16 protein-coding genes are annotated in these 18,399 nt (G+C 50.6%); 4 read left to right on the top strand and 12 right to left on the bottom strand.

The window, feature by feature from the left end:
• Positions 1-144 precede the first annotated feature (144 nt).
• From JOD20_RS22870 to JOD20_RS22860, 3 genes are read right to left on the bottom strand one after another with little or no spacing between them, the layout of a single operon-like run.
• Complete coding sequence (locus tag JOD20_RS22870; RefSeq protein WP_204757499.1) at positions 145-933, bottom strand: ABC transporter permease; 789 nt, start codon at positions 931-933, stop codon at positions 145-147.
• Between the two features lie 2 nt (positions 934-935).
• Positions 936-1,748, bottom strand: a complete 813-nt coding sequence (locus JOD20_RS22865) for an ABC-2 family transporter protein (RefSeq protein ID WP_204757498.1) — start codon at positions 1,746-1,748, stop codon at positions 936-938.
• Complete coding sequence (locus tag JOD20_RS22860; RefSeq protein WP_204757497.1) at positions 1,741-2,751, bottom strand: ATP-binding cassette domain-containing protein; 1,011 nt, start codon at positions 2,749-2,751, stop codon at positions 1,741-1,743. Before JOD20_RS22860 ends, JOD20_RS22865 begins: the two co-directional genes overlap by 8 nt.
• A gap of 173 nt (positions 2,752-2,924) precedes the next feature.
• On the opposite strand from JOD20_RS22860, the gene JOD20_RS22855 reads away from it, so the two are divergent.
• Entirely contained in the window at positions 2,925-3,707 is a 783-nt protein-coding gene (locus JOD20_RS22855; protein WP_204757496.1) for an SDR family oxidoreductase, read from the top strand.
• A gap of 191 nt (positions 3,708-3,898) precedes the next feature.
• Here JOD20_RS22855 and JOD20_RS22850 read toward each other — a convergent pair whose 3' ends face one another.
• The 6 genes from JOD20_RS22850 to JOD20_RS22825 all read right to left on the bottom strand — a co-directional run bounded on the left by JOD20_RS22850 (position 3,899) and on the right by JOD20_RS22825 (position 8,318).
• Positions 3,899-4,381: an NUDIX hydrolase gene (locus tag JOD20_RS22850; RefSeq protein WP_204757495.1), complete on the bottom strand. Its 483-nt coding sequence runs from the start codon at positions 4,379-4,381 to the stop codon at positions 3,899-3,901.
• 15 nt (positions 4,382-4,396) lie between these two features.
• Positions 4,397-5,632: an ABC transporter permease gene (locus JOD20_RS22845; protein ID WP_204757494.1), complete on the bottom strand. Its 1,236-nt coding sequence runs from the start codon at positions 5,630-5,632 to the stop codon at positions 4,397-4,399.
• Positions 5,625-6,173 carry a DUF3267 domain-containing protein gene (locus JOD20_RS22840; RefSeq protein WP_204757493.1) on the bottom strand — a complete coding sequence of 183 codons (549 nt, stop codon included), beginning with the start codon at positions 6,171-6,173 and terminating at the stop codon, positions 5,625-5,627. Before JOD20_RS22840 ends, JOD20_RS22845 begins: the two co-directional genes overlap by 8 nt.
• 156 nt (positions 6,174-6,329) lie before the next feature.
• The gene (locus JOD20_RS22835) at positions 6,330-7,001 is read right to left on the bottom strand and encodes a hypothetical protein (protein WP_204757492.1); all 672 of its coding nucleotides are present in this window, start codon (positions 6,999-7,001) and stop codon (positions 6,330-6,332) included.
• Between the two features lie 207 nt (positions 7,002-7,208).
• Positions 7,209-7,391: a hypothetical protein gene (locus JOD20_RS22830; protein ID WP_110518604.1), complete on the bottom strand. Its 183-nt coding sequence runs from the start codon at positions 7,389-7,391 to the stop codon at positions 7,209-7,211.
• Between the two features lie 129 nt (positions 7,392-7,520).
• Positions 7,521-8,318 carry an NUDIX domain-containing protein gene (locus JOD20_RS22825; RefSeq protein ID WP_204757491.1) on the bottom strand — a complete coding sequence of 266 codons (798 nt, stop codon included), beginning with the start codon at positions 8,316-8,318 and terminating at the stop codon, positions 7,521-7,523.
• A gap of 203 nt (positions 8,319-8,521) precedes the next feature.
• Between JOD20_RS22825 and JOD20_RS22820 the strand changes: the two genes are divergently transcribed.
• The gene (locus JOD20_RS22820; RefSeq protein WP_110518608.1) at positions 8,522-8,725 is read left to right on the top strand and encodes a hypothetical protein; all 204 of its coding nucleotides are present in this window, start codon (positions 8,522-8,524) and stop codon (positions 8,723-8,725) included.
• A 59-nt stretch (positions 8,726-8,784) separates the two neighbouring features.
• On the opposite strand, the gene JOD20_RS22815 is transcribed toward JOD20_RS22820, so the two are convergent.
• The 3 genes from JOD20_RS22815 to recN all read right to left on the bottom strand — a co-directional run bounded on the left by JOD20_RS22815 (position 8,785) and on the right by recN (position 15,100).
• On the bottom strand, positions 8,785-9,807 hold the full coding sequence (locus JOD20_RS22815) for an MraY family glycosyltransferase (RefSeq protein WP_204757490.1): 1,023 nt from the start codon (positions 9,805-9,807) through the stop codon (positions 8,785-8,787).
• Between the two features lie 102 nt (positions 9,808-9,909).
• Positions 9,910-13,302, bottom strand: a complete 3,393-nt coding sequence (locus tag JOD20_RS22810; protein ID WP_204757489.1) for an O-antigen ligase family protein — start codon at positions 13,300-13,302, stop codon at positions 9,910-9,912.
• Between the two features lie 34 nt (positions 13,303-13,336).
• Positions 13,337-15,100 (bottom strand): DNA repair protein RecN, encoded by a 1,764-nt coding sequence (gene recN, locus JOD20_RS22805; RefSeq protein WP_204757488.1) that lies wholly within the window; start codon positions 15,098-15,100, stop codon positions 13,337-13,339.
• A 259-nt stretch (positions 15,101-15,359) separates the two neighbouring features.
• Between recN and JOD20_RS22800 the strand changes: the two genes are divergently transcribed.
• Both JOD20_RS22800 and JOD20_RS22795 read left to right on the top strand, forming a co-directional pair.
• Positions 15,360-16,325 (top strand): SH3 domain-containing protein, encoded by a 966-nt coding sequence (locus JOD20_RS22800; protein WP_204757487.1) that lies wholly within the window; start codon positions 15,360-15,362, stop codon positions 16,323-16,325.
• A gap of 624 nt (positions 16,326-16,949) precedes the next feature.
• Positions 16,950-18,380, top strand: a complete 1,431-nt coding sequence (locus tag JOD20_RS22795) for a hypothetical protein (protein ID WP_204757486.1) — start codon at positions 16,950-16,952, stop codon at positions 18,378-18,380.
• Positions 18,381-18,399 lie beyond the last annotated feature (19 nt).

Genomic DNA, 18,399 nt, shown 5'->3' with positions numbered 1-18,399 from the left:
CACCATCACGTGGAAACTCCCTGCCTTTCGGACGCTTGACTATGAACGGGTTGTCGTCCCATTGCCCGTTCTTGGGCTGGATGTCATGCAGTAAGCTGTCTCTCCTTGTGATTAAATTGGCATTATTCTAACGTAGAAATTGGCTCACGAGCCAGTGCTGCCATAATTCCGCAGCCCCAACAGCCAACCTTTATAGGCAATCGTGATGCAAACCAGCGCCACAACGGGAGCCAGCCACGCCATCCAGCCAATCTCGTGGCCAAGTAAATAGCTAGCGGGATAATACGAGGCAAAGCCATATGGAATGAGCCACGTCAAGACCATGCCGATTGAGCGATGATAAAACGTCAGCGGATATTGAGCAAATTCATTGGTATGAAATACAACGTTGGTTACCGCAATCGAATCCATAATCCAAAATGATGTTGCTGCTGTGATTAAATTTAGTGCAATGAAAATTACGCCACCGCTAATCACCATTAATATGATAAAGCCAATGCTGGTGAGATTAATTGGTAATTGCAATTGTACCATTGCATAGCTGACTAAGCTCAAGCCAACAATAAAATCGCCAATTGCATCATGACAAATCCGATCGGCTAATAAATGGAATAAGGGATTAATTGGCCGAACCAAGAATCGATCAAATTGGCCGGGCCGAATATAATCGCGACCAACAACCCAAAGATTATCTGCAAAAAGATGATTAATTCCTTTCGATAAGGTTAATAAACCATAAATTAATAAAATTTGCTCGAATGTCCAGCCTTGGATGCTTGGAACTTGACGTAAAACTGCCCATAACGCAACGAGGCTTGCTCCTTGAAAGAGTACGGTTGAAATCGAGCCAATAAAAAAATTAAGCCGATATTCCATCAAAATTTTGAAACGCTGGATAACAAAATACCAATAAAGTTTTGTATAACGGAGCATTATTATCCACCTTGTACAGTTATTTTGCGCACGCTGAAATTAAACATCAAGCGTGAAAGGATAAACATCACACTAAGCCAAGCCAATTGTTGGAGCCAAATGCTGCCAAGATTACTTAATGGAGTCATGCCACTTAATATCGAGACAGGAACCGAAACACTTTGGGCAAATGGCAACCATTTGGCAATCGTTTGTAATGCTGTTGGTAGCATAGTTAATGGCAAAAGCACGCCACTAAATAGCAGTAGCACTGAACCACGCACCACTTGCAAGCCCCAAACTTCGGTTGAATAAAAAGCAATACAGCCAAAAATCCAATCGAAGCAGAACAAGATACTACAGCCAAGCAATAACGAAATCAGAAAACTGAGCCAAACCAAGGGATCAGTTGGTAAACTAATCTTAAATACAAATAGTGCAAGGCTGCCAACCACAATTAATTGCTGTGCTAATGACACAAACGTGCGGGTTAGATGGCCAATGTAAATTCGTTCTTGAAAATCGACAGGCCGCAATAATTCGCTTGAAATTGTACCTTCGCGAATCCAAAAGCCAAATTCTTGGGTATAGCCCCACTGCACCAGTGGCATAACAATGCGTGCCAAGATGATATAAGTTAGGGTTTGTTGCATATCCAATCCGGCAATTGAATCACGTTCGCTATACAGTGCTTTCCAAAATGAAATATAGGCAATTGTAAGTAAGATATGGGCACCAACTTGCGACCAAAACCAAAAATTATAGGCGAGGATTTCTTTAATATTCATCCCAACCACGCTACGGTATGTCCGCAGCCGATAATAGAGTTTATCCACGAGCGCCAACCTCATTATAAGCAGTCGGATTCTGATATAAATGCTTGATAATGCTCTCTAAATCTGGCTCGTTGAGCGTAAAATCGGCTACATCAAGCTGCTGCATCACAGCGTTTGCCACTTGGCTGGCGCTGATTTGGCTGCGATCAAAGCGTACTTCTAGGCTGAATTCGCTTAAATTCAGTTGCTCACAGGCTGGCGGCAAATTCACGCTCACGATTGGTTGATTGGTTTCAAAGGTAATTGTGCGAAATTTGCCAAATTGCTGTTTAATCGCATTCAATGGGCCGTCGTAGACCTTGCTGCCTGCATCAATAATAATCACCCGCGAACAAAGCTGCTCAATATCGCCTAAATCGTGGGTTGTGAGCATCACCGTTGTATTGTGAGTTTGGTTATAATCTTTGATAAATTCGCGAATGCGCTGTTTTACCATCACATCGAGGCCAATTGTTGGCTCATCGAGATAGACCACTTTGGGTTCGTGAATAAAGGTTGCGGCTAATTCGGCGCGCATCTTCTGGCCTAGCGACATCGAGCGAATTGGCGTTTTTAATATTTCATCAAGCTCTAAAACCTCAGCAAAATGGCTGAGCAATTGTTTGTAGCGGCTTGGCTCAACTTCGTAAATATTGGCAACCAAATTGAGCGATTCGATCAGCGCCAAATCCCACCATAACTGGCTACGCTGGCCAAACACTACGCCAATATTGCGCGCATTGGCCACCCGTTCACGTTGTGGATCGTGGCCCAGAACTGAAATCGAGCCAGTGGTTGGGTAAAGAATGCCGGTTAACATTTTGATTGTGGTCGATTTGCCAGCGCCATTAACTCCGATGTAGCCGACAATTTCGCCGGCATCAATTTGGAAATTTAAATCGTGGACAGCCACTTTTTCGCGATATTGTGGCCGAAAGAGGGCCTTAACTGCGCCTTTGACCCCGCCTTCTTTTTCAATCGTGCGATATGTTTTGCCTAAATTACGAACATCAATAATTGGCACCGTGGACTCCTCTAGCATGGATTGGGTGGGTGAGTACAACTCAGTTTAAGCCGCTGGCCACAAAAGCTAGCCCATCGCATGATGGAGTGCTCCTCAGTCGCAAGGCGGATTCTTTGCACGCAACTTGCAATAGGTTGCTGTGAAGATTGTGAACTGAATGAAGGAGCAGACTCATGCATTTAAACGATACGGTGGCGTTGGTGACGGGTGCAGGTTCGGGCATTGGCAAGGCAGCCGCCTTACATTTAGCGGCGCATGGCGCTAAAGTCGCCGCGCTTGGCCGCACCGAAGATGAGCTAAACGAAACGGTTGAAGCGATTAAAAAGGCTGGTGGCGAGGCCTTAGGCATCATTGCCGATATTAGCGACCCCGATGAGATGCAAAAAGCCGTTGATCAAACCCTTAAACAATGGGGCAAGCTGAATTGTGTGTTTGCCAACGCGGGAATTAACGGCGTGTGGGCACCAATTGAGGAATTAAAGCTCGAAGAATGGCAAAAAACCTTAGATATTAATTTAACTGGCACCTTTTTGACGATTCAAAAAAGCGTGCCAGCGCTCAAAAAACAAGGCGGCTCGATTATTGTTACCTCGTCGATCAACGGCACGCGCACCTTTAGCAACGCTGGCGCAACTGCCTATTCAACGACCAAAGCGGGCCAAGTTGCCATGAGCAAAATGTTGGCTTTGGAGCTTGGGCAATTCAATATTCGCGTCAATGTGATTTGCCCTGGCGCAATCGAAACTAGCATCGAAGAAAGCACCGAAAAACGGGCAATTGAACGGGTGCAAGTGCCCGCCGAATTTCCCGAGGGCGATATTCCGCTGACCCACGGCAAGCCTGGAACCTCCGAGCAAGTTGCCCAGTTGGTCGGCTTTTTGGCTTCCGAAGCCTCAAGCCATATCACTGGCACCGAAATCTGGATCGATGGCGGGCAATCGCTCTTGCGTGGCTAGTTGAAGTTCCTTCACTCCCCAGCCCCCTCTCTCACTGAATGCGGGCGAGGGGGAGCAGCCGTGGTTCACCAAAGAATTAGGAGAGAGACACGAGGTTAAAGCCCCTCGCCCGCGCCACGGGAGAGGGGTTGGGGGTGAGGGAATCTTAACAACGACCCTTGTAATGAGGGGTTGGGATGAGGGATTTCCAATCAAATTGCCTGCAATAAATATTGTTCGCTATTGTCTTCATTCGAGCGAAAGGCCCAAACCCGGCCCGCCTCGACATTACCCGCCAGATAATCGAGCAATGGCAGACGGGTGCTTGGCCAGCGCAACGCTTGCACCATCGTCGGAATCTCGTGCAGATCAAACCACGCACATTCTTCGATCTCATTATCGGGATCGTTGATCGCGATTTCGCCCTCGGTTGTGCCTTCGAAGGCGCAAAAAACCACAGTTTGGGCCTTGCCAACCAAATAAACTTGCGACATATAGGCTAAAGTGCTGGGCGCGGCAACTAAGCCTGTTTCTTCGCGCACCTCGCGGGCAAAGGCTTCGAGCCAATGTTCGCCAACCTCGACTTTGCCACCAGGAATACTCCAATAACTGCCGTTTTGGCCCTGCTGGCGCACCAATAACACCTGATTTTCGCGCCGCAACAACGCTAGCACAACATGCACAATTGGTTCCATTCAATGCCTCCACATTTAGCGTAATGCCTGCCATAATCCACGTAAGGAAAATTTGCTGCCGCGTAACAAAATCGTGGCCCGAAATAAACGTGCAGTTAGGCTGAGCGTCGCCACAACTGATAGGGCAAGCAACCCAATGCTTAACCCAATTTGCCATGGCGGCACAACCGTCATAACCGAACGCAGCATCATTGTTGAGGGCGCAGTGAAGGGAATAATGCTGAGGATTAATGCTAAAGTGCCGTTGGGCTTGCTCAGCAGCGAGGTGATAAACATCAATGGAATCATCGCCGGAACGCTGACCAAAATAATTAATTGCGATAATTCGCGCATCGATGGACTAATTGCCCCAATCCCTGCGGTTAAGCTGGCATAAAACAGATAGCCGAGCAGAAAAAAGATGCCGAGCAACAGCCAGGTCAATGGCTCAATTTGTACTTGGTTGAGAGCTGCGCGAATTGCTTGACCACGCAAAACCCCAACTGCCAGAAAGGCCCAAAAGCCCAATTGAATAAAGGCCACAATGCCCAAGCCAACCATCTTGCCAGTCAAGAGTTCGCGCGGCGAGATTGAGGTCAGCAGCACTTCGAGCGTGCGATTCTCTTTCTCCTCCAAAATGCCTTGCATCAATAAGCTTGCGCCCATAAAAATTGAAATATAAATTGCCATGGCAAAGCCGATTGGCACCATCGAGCCAGCAAAATTTTGATTCAGATTGCCCGCAACCCGCACATTGTTGCCAATAGCTTCTGCTTTGCTCAGGCTAATTGGCTCGAATAAAAGTGGCACAAAATCGATATGTGGCGAGCGCAGTTGATTAACTGCCAACAAGGTGCGCAAGGCATTCGTATCAGCCTGATCAAAAATGCTGGCCGTGCGCGTGGTACGGGTCACAATTCCCGATTGCTGATAATCTGCAGGAATCAGAAACAAACTTTCGATTTGCGCTTGGCGCAAGGCACTTTCAGCAGTGGCTTGATCGTCAAATTGTAGCACCGTTGTTGGCGAAATAACCTCGAAATGCTGGTTAATTACGCCCGCTTGATCAACGATGCCAATGCTGTGATCGCGATCATTGTCGGGAATAAACAGGCTGGCGGTGGTTTGGCCCGACGGATCGCCACCAAAGAGTTGGGCAAACAAATAGATTGCACCAATCAGCAAAGGCACGCCCAAGGTTGACCAATAAAAATCCTTTTTGCGAACGTGATAGAGCAAATCGCGGCGGGCAACAAACCAAATCTTATCCACGTTGCGCCTCCGTTCGCTCAAGATGATTTTGGTGAACGACAAATGAACTAGTTTGCGGAAAGCGCCAAACACCCAAGACCTTCCAAAGATCGTTGGTGGTTAGCCCGAGATTAACCGCACCCCATAAGGCGAGGTAGGCCGCAAGCGGCTCGATTACGAGGCCAAACAACAACAGTACATTCAAGCCCAAGGGCGCTAGTAAATAGCCGATAACTTGACGACGAGAAAGTGGCTGCGTTGGGCGAACGCGCGGATAGAGCAAGCGGCGTTGGAGTTTCCATGGCTGCTTTTGGCCAATTAAGCCCAGCACATGGCTCAGCGTATGCGCTAATGGCGCAATGATCAACATAATTACGATATCGACGATCAGCCATGCCTGAATGCCTTCAAAATCAAGTTGGTGCGCGCTCGCATGCAGCATATAACGAATGCGCATAAACAAGACCAAGCTGAAAAAACCAGCTAAACCACCAATCAAGAATGGTAAGCGCCCAGTTAATCCTTCAACGATGTTAGATTGAGGTTGCGTTTCGTTTGCCATGCTGATCCTCATGTCTCATCGACGCAGTGCCCAAAGCGACCATCCTACGTCATTTGAATAAATGCTAACGTATTATAATCAGTTCCTTGTAGAGTTTGCAGCCAAGCAAAAGCGCCGTGCTTCTAACGGCGCTTTGAGTAGGAGCATTGCGTTGGGTTAGCTTTGGCGTTTGGCGTAAGCTAAAGTGCTTTGGACAGTGCGCCCAAAATAGCTCAACCAAAAGACAATCCCAATAAACTTAAGGCTATCTTCGGTAAAGGTGGCTAGCTCATGAAAGGGCATAATCACATCAAAAACAATCGATAAGCCCATAAATCCGGCGGCAATCAGAAACAAGCCATAATCTGTGCTTAACATTCGTGGCAAAAAATAATAAAGATAGGCGATTCCTAGGCCTAAATAGCTGGCAAGCACCAAATTTTCGGGAATATGCAGATGCACCGGAAACACCCGTTCGTGGAGTAAAATAGCATCATCAAGGGTCAATAAACCAGACAAGAGTGCTGAGGCCGCTAAAAAACGCCGCTGCGGATGGCTTGGCTCAAGCAATAACCAGCCAACTGCACAAATGCCAGTTGCTGCCGACCAGAGCATCACACCCAAGGTTGAAAGAATGCCAAAATAAAACGGCACGCCCGTAATATCGGCGGGGTCGCGGGTAAGCGTGCTCAACGGAATATGATCAAATTGACTAAAACTATACAGAATGAGCAACAAACAAACTACAAAGAGGCTGATCCAGCCAATAATCCGGCGGCTTGCAGGATGCTGCTTCAGCGCAGCGCTATGCAGTTGTTGGTTGCCAAGCGCAAAAAATCGTGGCTTCATTCGGAAACCCTTTCTTGGTAGAGGTTGCGTTTGGCGGAATGTCGTATGAGTATACGCAATTGGCTCGTAACTGCCAAGGGTGAATTTACCACGAATCAATCTAGGCTTGAATGAAGGTATTGCGCTGAAACTGGAATTATTGGCTCAAGATTGTTAAAAATAGCAACAAACCTTGCTGCAAGGAGTAACCCTTACAGCAAGGTTTGGTTAATGTTTTGGCCAGAGCAATGCACCTAAAGCTGCAAAAGCTGCCACAACGGTCACAAGCTGGGCAACATCACGCCCAAGCACGACCAAAACCGTCACAGTGATACACATTATCACCATTGTAAGCATAAACATCAGCCGCAATGGCCGATTTTGCTGTTGTTGATCCGGTTGCTGACTCATGCGCAATACCTCCTTCATCCAGAACTTGTATTTGTGATAGAACACAAGTTCTGGTTTAACTATAGCGGATATTGCTGCTTGCTGTCAATCAACGACATTAAATAGTTTTAATTCTCTCATTTTTGCCACTTACTGAGCTGGTTGATCCCACACCCGATTGGCATTTTTGCGCAATTTGGCGCGCACTGCTTCGACCAAATTGACGTTGGTGGTATCGGCCAATTGCAGCAAATAGAGCAAGACATCGGCTAACTCGCCCTGCCATTCAGCTTGATCAACAATTTCGTCGCGCCATTGCAGGTGTTCGAGCACTTCGGCGGCTTCGAGGGTCAGCGAAATGGCCAAGTTGCGTGGCGTTTGCGGGCGTTTTGAATTCGCCTCGTACCAACCCTTCGCGCGAACAAACTCATTCATCTCTGTGGTTAACGTTGCGATGCTGGCATCACGTGGCTGCTGCAATTGAGCTAACACCAACGCATCGTGATCAAAGGCTAGCGGCGGTAGTTGATCAAGGGCAAAAAATTGGGCCAAATCTGCATCGCCGCCAGCCTGCAACTTGCCTCCGCTGACCGTGGCCTGCAACCAAACCCCAAGCGGATACGGCGGCTCGCGATCAAGATTCGAATGCACGGCGATAACCTCGCCAATTTCTGCATGCAAGCCCGTTTCTTCGAGCACTTCGTGGGCGAGGCCTTGGCGCATTTCCTCATCGTGCTCAAGGTATCCACAGGGCAAACACCACAAGCCAGGCCGAAACGAACCAGCCCGCCGCACTAGCAAGACCTCACCAAGCTCGTTTTGGATGACGGCAGCAACCCCAGCTGGCGCACTATTAAACCAGACCCAGCCACAATCAGGGCAACTCAAGCGTTCGCGTCCGCCGCGCAAACGTGGCTCCAACCGCTGGCGACACTGGAGACAATACATTACAAAACCCTCCATCAACTAGGCTGGCCATAGAACTACTGCGCTAGCCCGATTGTCAATTTACTAAATCCATGTATACTACAGCTTAACACATGGCAGCGTGGCCATACGACAGGGCAATGATCGCCTACTCCTCTATCCGGGGGGTGGGATTTTTTAATTCCGCCAACTCCGGACACACCACCCACACAAGGAGGCCCGTCATGGAAAATCGTTCGCTCGAAGAACGCCGCTGCCCCGATTGCGGTGCTCGATTGGAACTCGTTGATGATGGATCGTATCGCTGTGTTACCGACGAAAGTGTTTGGATGGCCTATGGTCCCAAGCTTTTGCTCAAGCCTGCCTTGGTGACTGCCTCACGCCTAGCTCTCGATTTGCCTTGGGAATCACAAAAGGTCGCTGCTTAAACCAAAAAGCCCATGGTTACGGCTGCGGGAGCAGAAACCATGGGCTTTGTTGTGCGCGCTTATTTGGGTGGCGTATAGCGCGCATAGCGTTCGAAAAACCAAATCCCAACAACTGCAATTGTAATCAACAAGCCTGCAAGAGCATAGGCTTCCTGCACATCGGCTTTGCTCAACATCGTCGCGGTAATGCCACAGCCAACGCCAAGCATATAGCAAATCAACACAGCTTCGCGGCGGGAAGCTCCCAGCGCTACCAACCGATGTGAAATATGGTCTTTGCCTGGCGTGTTGAATGGGTTTACCCGCCGGCGCAAACGTGCCACAATCACCATCGAGGTATCAAAAATTGGCACGCCCAACACCACAATTGGAATCATCCAAGTGACGATGATGCTGTTGCTGGGAAAGCGCAACTTGATGCCCAGCACTGCCAAAATAAAGCCCAAAAACAGGCTGCCAGTGTCGCCCATAAAGATTTTGGTGGGCACGAAGTTGTGGCGCAAAAAGCCCATGCACGCGCCCATCGTTGCTGCCGAGAGCGCTGCTACCAACACTTGGCCATTCAAGACCGCAAGTTGCAAAAAGAAGGCCGATGCTACCGCAGTCAAACCTGCTGATAAGCCATCCATATTGTCGAGAAAATTAATTGCATTCGAGATGCCCGCCACCCATGCAATTGTGATGATAGCATTCAGCACTGGCGAGGCGAATAATTGCACCTGAATGCCAGCAAAGATCAGCACAAAACAGGCAATAATCTGGCCCAGTAATTTTAATGAGGCTGATAAACCCCATTTATCATCGAGCATGCCACAGGTAACCACAATCGTCGCGCCGCCCAAAATGGCCGCCAACTCGCGCAGAATAAATTGTTCATCCCAAATCAGCAGAGTAACCATTACCCCAGCATAAATTGCCAAGCCGCCAAGCAAGGGCACTGGATTAGTATGGACTTTGCGCGCATTGGGTTGGTCGATAATGCCAACGGCAATTGCCAAGCGCCGAACCAGCGGTGTACTTACAATCGACATGGTGAGCGCCGAAAGAAAAATGAGGAAGATTTGGGCCAGCGAAACACTCATATAGCTTCTCTTGGTGAAAGTTAATATTGTTGAGCCATGCGAAAATAACGCTTCCCCTCTCCCACGCAATGCAGGAGAGGGGTTGGAATTGATTGGACTCAGTTATTGTTGGCTTTGAAAAAAGCTGAGCAATTGCTCAAAGCCGGTTCTGGTATCAGCATAGGTGGTGTTGAACGTAGGGTCTTGCGCCCCCATTTTATCCATCTCAGCCAAAGCCAATTCAACTTGGGCCAAGCCAGCATCATAGCGCTTGCTATCGCTCAAGACTTGGGTATAGATCTGGCGATACGACATATCGCCTGGTTTGCTGGCGATTGCCCGCTCGAAGCCCGTTAAGAAGCTATCGAACGCCGCTGGATCGCTTTGCATCGAGGCAAAGGTTGCTTGAATCCGTTCGCTGCGTTCAGCAGGCAATTCGGCCACGTCAACCAAGCCGCTGTTGTTGAGTGCCCGTGGATCAAGGGCCAAGGCGTTGGCAAAGGCTTGCGCGGCATTTTGCAAATCGCCCTTGCGCCGATAGGCCTCGCCCAAGCGAATGAAATTGATCGCCCACAGCGGATCAAGCGTCGTTGCCTTGCTCAATTCGGCAATCGCTGTATCGTATTCTTGGCGATACAGATAGAGCATTGCCCATTGGCCTGTCAATTCCACATCCTGCGGCGCGATGGTATGGGCCTGTTTGTAGGCTTCGATTGCCGCATCGAGATGCTTGCGCGCGCCTTCTGGGTCGCTTTGCTCGGTGTTGCGGAACCACGATGAATGCAAACGGCCTAAGTTGGCTGGGTGATCTTTGTTTTGTGGATTGAGCCGTTGCGCCTCTTCCAAGGCCAAGCGAGCATAATCCAACACTTGCAACGGCCCAAATTTGGTGAGGAAATCGCGGGCAGTAGTTTGCATGCCAGCAATGCTATATTCAGTTTTGGGCAAATCGTCCAGCTCTGCATTGGGCAGCGGGCGGCTATTCAGCACTTGGGCAATAGCCTGATTTTGATTTTCGCTCACCAACTTGTTTTGCTCGATGCTCAAATCGGTGGCCAAGGTCATCAAGGCCCGTCCATACATCAAGAAATAGAGATCTTCGTTTGGTGCATGCTCAACCGCATCTTGAATCGCTGCAAAGCCTAAGAGATGTTGATCGAGGCCTTGACCTTGGTCGATAAATTGTTTGCCCTGCAAATAGCGCATATCGGCAAAAATGTTATCGAGGTTGAGGAACCAAACCAACAGCAAGACAATCGGCACAACCACTGCATACAAAATGCGGGCTGGAGCTGCACCCGTTACGCCGCTGCTGGTGCGGCTACGATTGCCACTTGTGCGGCGAGCATTTTGGGCTGCTTGGCGTTTGGTGCCAGCTTTGGCCGGCGCTGCTTCAGCCACTTCTTCGATCGCTGGGGTGGCAGCCACAACCGCAGGCTTGCTGCCAAGCTGGAAGGCTCCTGCTTGCGCACCAGCAACCACACCAACTGCCATAATCACCCAGGTATACAACAATGATGAAACAATCGGAATCCCAAACAGGGTTTCGACAAAATTGGCTGCCACTGCCGAAAGCGCGGTGATAATCAATAATTGCCAGCCAAAGCTAATTGGTTCATCCAAGGGCTTGGCATAGCCCAGCCATATGGCGAGGCCAACTACCAACAAGCCGACACCGCCAGCAATCAACCCTAATTCTAGGCTCTTCAAAAAGACGGCGAAGAATAGTCCAATCCCTAGCATAAACACGGTTGTAATGCCAAGATTGACCAAGCGTGGAATGCGCAGCAAGCGCAGCATGAGAATCAAGAATGAACCAAACAAGAACAAATGGCTGAACAACCCAATTGCGCCTTTGGTCACCAATTCGTCAAGCAAGGCTTGGTGCGAACGGTCGGGCGACGCGCCACGCGATTCATAATTGGCCAAGCGCGGCGGGTAGAAGGGATTGTAGGCCACAAACATCGATTCGGGACCCCAGCCAATGACGGTGCGCAGCGGGTTGCTCAAGGCCAAACCAACTGCACCTTTGGTATGCTCATCGCCGCGCCAAATTAGCACCCGCACCAAACCAGTGCCGCCATCGGTTTCCAGCAAGTTGCCCAAGCGGTTGATATAGCGGTTGCTTTGGCGCAAGCCACTAAAACTGCTCGAATCGGTATTGAGCACTACCAAGAAGGCAGCGCTTGCCAATGAAAGCACGACCCAAGCGCTGAGCGCTGCGCCAAAAAGCCGTTTGAAGCTGGTGCTGCGTAGCCCTTGCAACAAAAACAGCGTAAAGAACACAAAGATGCTGACAAACATGCCAATTTGTGGCCCACGGCTTTGGGTAAAGAAGATAATGACGACGGTGAAGATGCTGAGGCCAGCATACACCGCAGCGCTGAGCCATTGCACCAAGGCATGGGGTGCGGCGGCAATTCGGCGTGGCAAGGCCACAACCAAGCCATAAAAGCCAAAATAGGCCGCCATCGCCAACAAGAACCAGGTGCGGAAGTTGCTGGCGCGATCTGCTGAAGCCATATCGAGGTTGTAGCAGGTTTTGCTAATCTGGCCTTGGCACTGATCGGCAGTTAAATAGCCGCCGATAACCAGCGCCAGCATGTAGAACAAAATCAAGCCGCCAGGCACATACAAGCGCCAATCATTGCGGTTGCGGGTGCTGGTTACCCACGAAATCAAGGGCAACGTGCTGCTGGTAACAATGACCGCCAGCGGAAAGATCCACCAATGGCCAATGCCAAGCAATGGTGCTTGAATCAAGGCTCCGAGCTTGAGCGTGGCATACAACAAGCTTAATTGACCAAGCGGCAGCAAGCCCAAGGTAACAAACCATGCTGCATCTAAGCCAACCGAGCTTGCGCCTTCGGTCTCAGTGCGTTTGGTGGCCATCAAGCTCGTAATCAAGCGATAGAGCATAAATGGTAGCGTCAGAATCAAATAGGCAGCCACAAAGATCGAGTTGCCCATGCTTGAGGCAACCCGCGCTGCGGTATCACCAGCCCATGGCAAGGGATCGCTGCGTTGAAATTGGACCCAACCATAGCCTAAAGTAGGCAAGGTTGTGGCCACAATCACCGTAATAATGCGCTCAAGTTGCTCGCGGCGGCGTACATGGGCCAACATCGCTCCAAACACCACCACATACGAGAAGTTGGTGTAGAAGCCCTGAAGCCGATTATAGCCACCAAAAAAGCTGGTAAAGACCAAGACCGAGGTGAGTGTCGTAAAGAAAAAGACCCCAACATAGACAATTGCCGGAGCAACCAGCGGCGAGCGCCACCAATCACGCCAGCGTGGCCACAAACGAAACACTTGGCCGCGCTCAAGCCAATTGATAATCCACGCACCGCCAAGGATCATCACGATGGAACGCAAGGCCACCGCTTTATCTGGCTCAAAGTGGCGGTCACTAAGCAAACTAAAATAGATCGGGATCATTGCTAAAGCCAGTAGCCAGCAGGCTTCCATCACCCGCCGCGACCACAGGCTGATCGTTGTCTCGCGTGAATCCAAGGCAGACTCCTTCAAAGGCATGGATATTGTTGAATTATGAATTGCTGGTTGCCAGTTTGTAGTTGGCAGCACGTTCTAGCATGGCGCTTGCAGAGCGTCGGCTGGCTTCGCTCACCGGTGTTCCATCAAGCATCGCTGCTAATTCTTCGATGCGCTCTTGCTCGCTCAGTGGGTGCACAAAGGTTTGGGTGCGTTGATTGACAACTTGTTTGGCAATTGCAAAATGACAATCGCCAAAGGCTGCAACTTGAGGCAAGTGGGTAATACACAACACTTGATGGGCATCGCTAATGCCCCACAATTTTTCGCCGACCACATGGCCAGCCCGACCGCCAACGCCCACATCAACTTCATCAAAAACCAAGGTTGGTACGCTATCAACCGCCGAAAGAATCGATTTCATGGCCAATAGCAAGCGCGCCGATTCACCACCAGAGGCAATTTTGGCCAATGATTTGAGCGGCTCGCCAGGGTTGGGGCTGAGTAAAAACTCAATCTGATCAATCCCCGTGCGGTCAAAGGCCAAATGGCGCTCATTGATCAAAACGCCCTGTGGGTCTGGCCGTTGCGAGAGTTGCACATGGAATTTGACATGCGGCATGGCCAAATCGGCCATGGCAGCGGCAATCCGTTCGGCCAATTCATCGCCTGCTTGGCGACGGCGGCTGCTCAGTTCAGCGGCTGCAATTGCAATGCTGGCTAAAAGTTGTTGCTCTTGTTGCACCAATTCAGCAATATGCTCGGCGCTGTAGTGCAAGGTTTCGAGTTCTTCGCTGGCGTTGGTCAAGCGTTCGAGCAATTCGGCAGCATCGGCGGCGCGGTATTTTTTGGCCAAATCGCGCAGCTCTGCCAAGCGATCTTCAATTATTTCCAGCCGGCCTGGCTCAAATTCCAAACGATCGCGATACGCTCGCACGCCCTCGATCACATCGTCGAGCCGATAGCGCACTTCGAGAGTTTGCTCGTTGAGCGCTGCCAAGCTTGGGTCAAGCCGCAACAGCTCGCTCAAGACATTCGTCACATCATCAAGGCTATCGACAATCGAACGGGTTGCGGTTCGGCGCTCGCTCGCAGGCGTGCCAGTGCGCAGCAAACGATACATCGTATCGACCATGCCAGTAATTTTGGCACTGTTTTGCAACAAACTCCGCTCGTTGGTTAATGTTGCTTCTTCGCCAGCAATCAGTTTGGCGTTGGTCAATTCTTCGACCAAGAAGGTTAATTCTTCGATGCGATCGATGCGGCGGGCTTCGGCGTTGCGCAAGGTTGTAATTTGGCTGCGTACTGCTTCGACCGCGATCACCTGTTGGCTCAATTGCTCACGATCGATAACCACGCCTGCATAGCGATCGAGCATTTCGGCATGGGTGCGAACGTTAAACAAGGTTTGGCTATCGTTTTGGCCGTGAATATCGACCAAACGTCCGCCAATTTCGCGCAGCACAGCGCTACTCACGGCACGACCATTAATCCTAGCGACGCTCCGGCCACTGGCTCCGTGAATTTCTCTGGTCAGAATAATCTGATCATCATCAGTACCATCAAGGCCATATTCCGCTAAAATTGGCAGAATATCTGGGCGATCGGCGAGCGTGAAAATGCCTTCAACGCGAGCTTGATTACTACCAGCACGCACGAAACTCGGATCGCTCCGTTCGCCACGTAACATGCCGAGGGCATCAATCATAATTGACTTACCGGCTCCGGTTTCACCAGTCAGCACATTAAATGCTGGGGTAAATTGTAAGCGTACTTGGTCAATAATTGCGAAATCGGCAATAAATAATTCTAGCAGCATAAACTCTCGTGTTTGCCCTAAAAAAACAGCCGTTTGCGAACGCGCCAACGGGCTGCATATAGATCAATTGTACCATATTCGCTTTGGATAGCCCATTTGATTCAATTGGCAAAGCGCCGCGCTAGTGATTGGTTTGCTGGTCAGGATTGTGCTGTGGATATTTGAACTTGCTTTCTCTGGTACAATGCGAGGGTTGCAATTGGCCTGAGTGCTGGCAACACCATCCTTATTAATTAATGCATATTCGAGATTCGCTGATATGACTGATCAAGTACCACCATCACAGCCGCGCCAGCCGCAGCCATCGCAGGCCCGGCCCGAAGCAGCTCCGCCACAGGTTGCCGATGCGCAATTGCGCCAGTTGGTCGTCGCCTTAGATAACGCCAACGATCCCAACCACGAACGAGCAGAAGACGATTTGATTCGCTTGGGGGCGCAAGCAGTTCCTTTGCTGATCGAAGCGCTTGATCCAAAATATCCGTGGTTGCGGGCCTATCGAGCCGCCGAAGCCTTGGGCCAAATTGGCGATGGTCGGGCCAGCCGCCCCTTGAGCCAAGCGCTGAATCACCCTAACAGCAATGTGCGTTGGGCTGCCGTGCGGGCCTTGGGCAAAGTTGGCGATGGCCGGGCCTTGCTGGCCTTGCGACGGGTTGCGCGCGATGATCGTAGCCGCACCAGTTGGGGCGAGCCAGTCGCCGCCAGCGCTGCTGCGGCGCTACGCGAGATGCAACGCAGTAGCACCATCCTGCGGCTTTCCGACCCAATTCGAATTGCGTTATTAGTTGCAGTAGCGTTTATCGCCTTATTTTGGGCCAATGAACGCATTACGACCGTGCGTGGCGCGCTCAATCAATCAAATCATGCAGCGTGGGGCACGGCGGTTACGCCAATTTTGCCAACTGCAACTCCGGTCAGCGAAGATACAGCTGAGGGCGAAGACCCAGAAGATGATGAGGCTGAGGCAACGCCGACGGTAGATACTGCTGCTACGCCAACCGTGGCTCCAGCAACCGCTAGCGTAACTGCCCCAACCGCCAATGTGCGGCCTGCCCCAAATACCAATAACGACCCGATTGCCCAGCTCAAGGCTGGCGATAGCGTGCAAGTGCTTGGCCAATCAGGCGATTGGTATCAAATTCAGTTGCCCGATGGCACAGGCCGTGGCTGGGTTGCTGCAAGTGTGCTCAGCCCACCAAGTAGCCCTGTTCCAACTGTAACGAACTAAGAACATAGAACATAGAACATAGAGCATAAGGATCGGGCTAGTAGTAGCTCGGTCCTCTTTCTTTTAAGGATGAATTATGAAGGATGAGGGATGAAAGGCTCTTGACTATTGGCTTTGGGCGATGGGTTATTGGAACATAATCCTAATAATCTGTGCCAATCTGTGGCTAAAATAATTCTCATTCATGCAATTCATGCAATTCATGCAATTCGTGGCAAAAAACTCAGCCTTCGCGATCTTCGCGTCCTTCGTGGTTGCCGCGTTAGGGGTCGGGGTTCAGGGGCTGGGGATCGGTATCCCGTGCAATATCAATCGCCTGTTGCCAACCCATCCATTCTCCGCTAGCCAAAAGCCTATAGCCTTATCCTCTGTGCCTCTGCGTTAAAACTTTCTGATCCCTAATCCCTCAAGCCTTCGCGTCCTTCGTGGTTACGGTTCTTCGTGCGCTTCGTGCGCTTCGTGGATCAATCTGAGGCAAAAAACTCAGCCTTCGCGGTTCAAAACTCCTAAACCAATAGCCAAAAGCCCATAGCCGATAGCCTATGGATCAAACGCTTGGTATAGGGTTTGCTATAGGTTCGGCAGATACGTGCTCGCATCATAAGAGCAAAGGAGTTATTGATTATGAATGAGCAAAAAGAACAACCATTATTAACTGCCGCGCTGATTGCTGGTGGTGTGATTGGTGGGGTATTGGGCGCACGCAGCCGCCGCAATCATCCAACCAGCTTGGGCGAAAAAGTCGCCTTGCTCACCGAAAACCTCCGCGATCAAGTTGAACATCGGGCTGCCGATGCCAATAGCTATTTGCATAGCCTCAGCAAACAAGCCCGCAAAGAGCTGAAACGCGAGCAAAAGAAATTGCGCAAAGCTGGCAAGAACGCCAATCAACGCTTGAATGCGAGTCTAGAAACTGGCCGCGATCAAGTTGAACATGCTGTTGACCAACTTGGCAAAAAAGCCGCCCAAGGTCGCGATAAAGGTAGTTCGTTGTTGAGCGCCGCAACTGCTGGCTTAGCTGCGGTTGCTGCCGCCAGCCGCGATCGGGCCAACGATTTGGGCGACCAAACCAAAAGCCGTTTGGCCGATGTGCGCGATCAAGCAGTTGATCAAGGCGAAACCTTAGCCGATAAAGCCAAAAATATTTTGAATGAAGTGCGCGATCGTTTGAGCAGCACCAGCGAAACCGTGCTTGAGCAAGCAGACGATTTGCGTCATCGAACGGTGAAAGCTGCAAGCAGCAAAAGCGCCGATGCCCGTAGCCGTTTGGCCGATGTGCGCGAACAGGCGATGGATCAAGGCGAAACCTTAGCTGATAAGGCTAAAACCATTTTGAATGAAGTACGCGATCGTTTGAGCAGCACCAGCGAAACTGTGCTTGAACAAGCAGACGATTTGCGCCATCGCGCGGTTGATGTGGCTAGCAGCAAAGGCGCTGATACTCGTGATCAAGCCAGCGATTTGGTGCAACGCTTGAGTGGCATTGTGCAAGAATTTTTGGCAACAACCAGCGAACGTGCCAAAGAAGCCCGTGAGCATGCGCCCGATGCTTTGCGCTCGGTCGCCCAAACCGTGAGCGCCAAGGCCCAAGATGTAAGCGCAACCGTTATTCCAGCAGTTGCAGGCGCAGCCTCGGTTGTTGGTGGTCGTGCCAAAGAAACCGCCTCGGTCGTTGGCGAACGGGCGAAGGATGTTGCTAGTGTCGTTGGCGAGCGAGCCAAAGAAACGGCCTCAGTCGTCGGTGAACGGGCCAAAGATGCAGCCTCAGTTGTCGGCGAGCGCGCTAAAGAAACCGCCTCAGTTGTTGGTGAGCGCGCCAAAGATGCTGCCCATATCGTTGGTGAAACGACCCAGCAAGCAGCCCAAACAATCGCCCATAAAACTGGTGAAGTAACCACCGAGGTTGGTCGCAAGGGCCGCCGCGCGCGGACTGGTCTACGCTCGTTTATCTTGGGGATTGTGGCTGGCTTACTGACCACGCCCGCAACTGGCGAGCAAGTGCGCCGCGACTTACGCCAAAAATTGGAAGATAATCTTAATCGCGTTCTTGGCTAATTTGCCAGCCACATCAACT

The organism is Herpetosiphon giganteus (assembly GCF_016907925.1).
Classification (GTDB): domain Bacteria; phylum Chloroflexota; class Chloroflexia; order Chloroflexales; family Herpetosiphonaceae; genus Herpetosiphon; species Herpetosiphon giganteus.
Note: the sequence above shows the minus strand (reverse complement) of the source record. Positions and strands in the feature narration are given on the sequence as shown.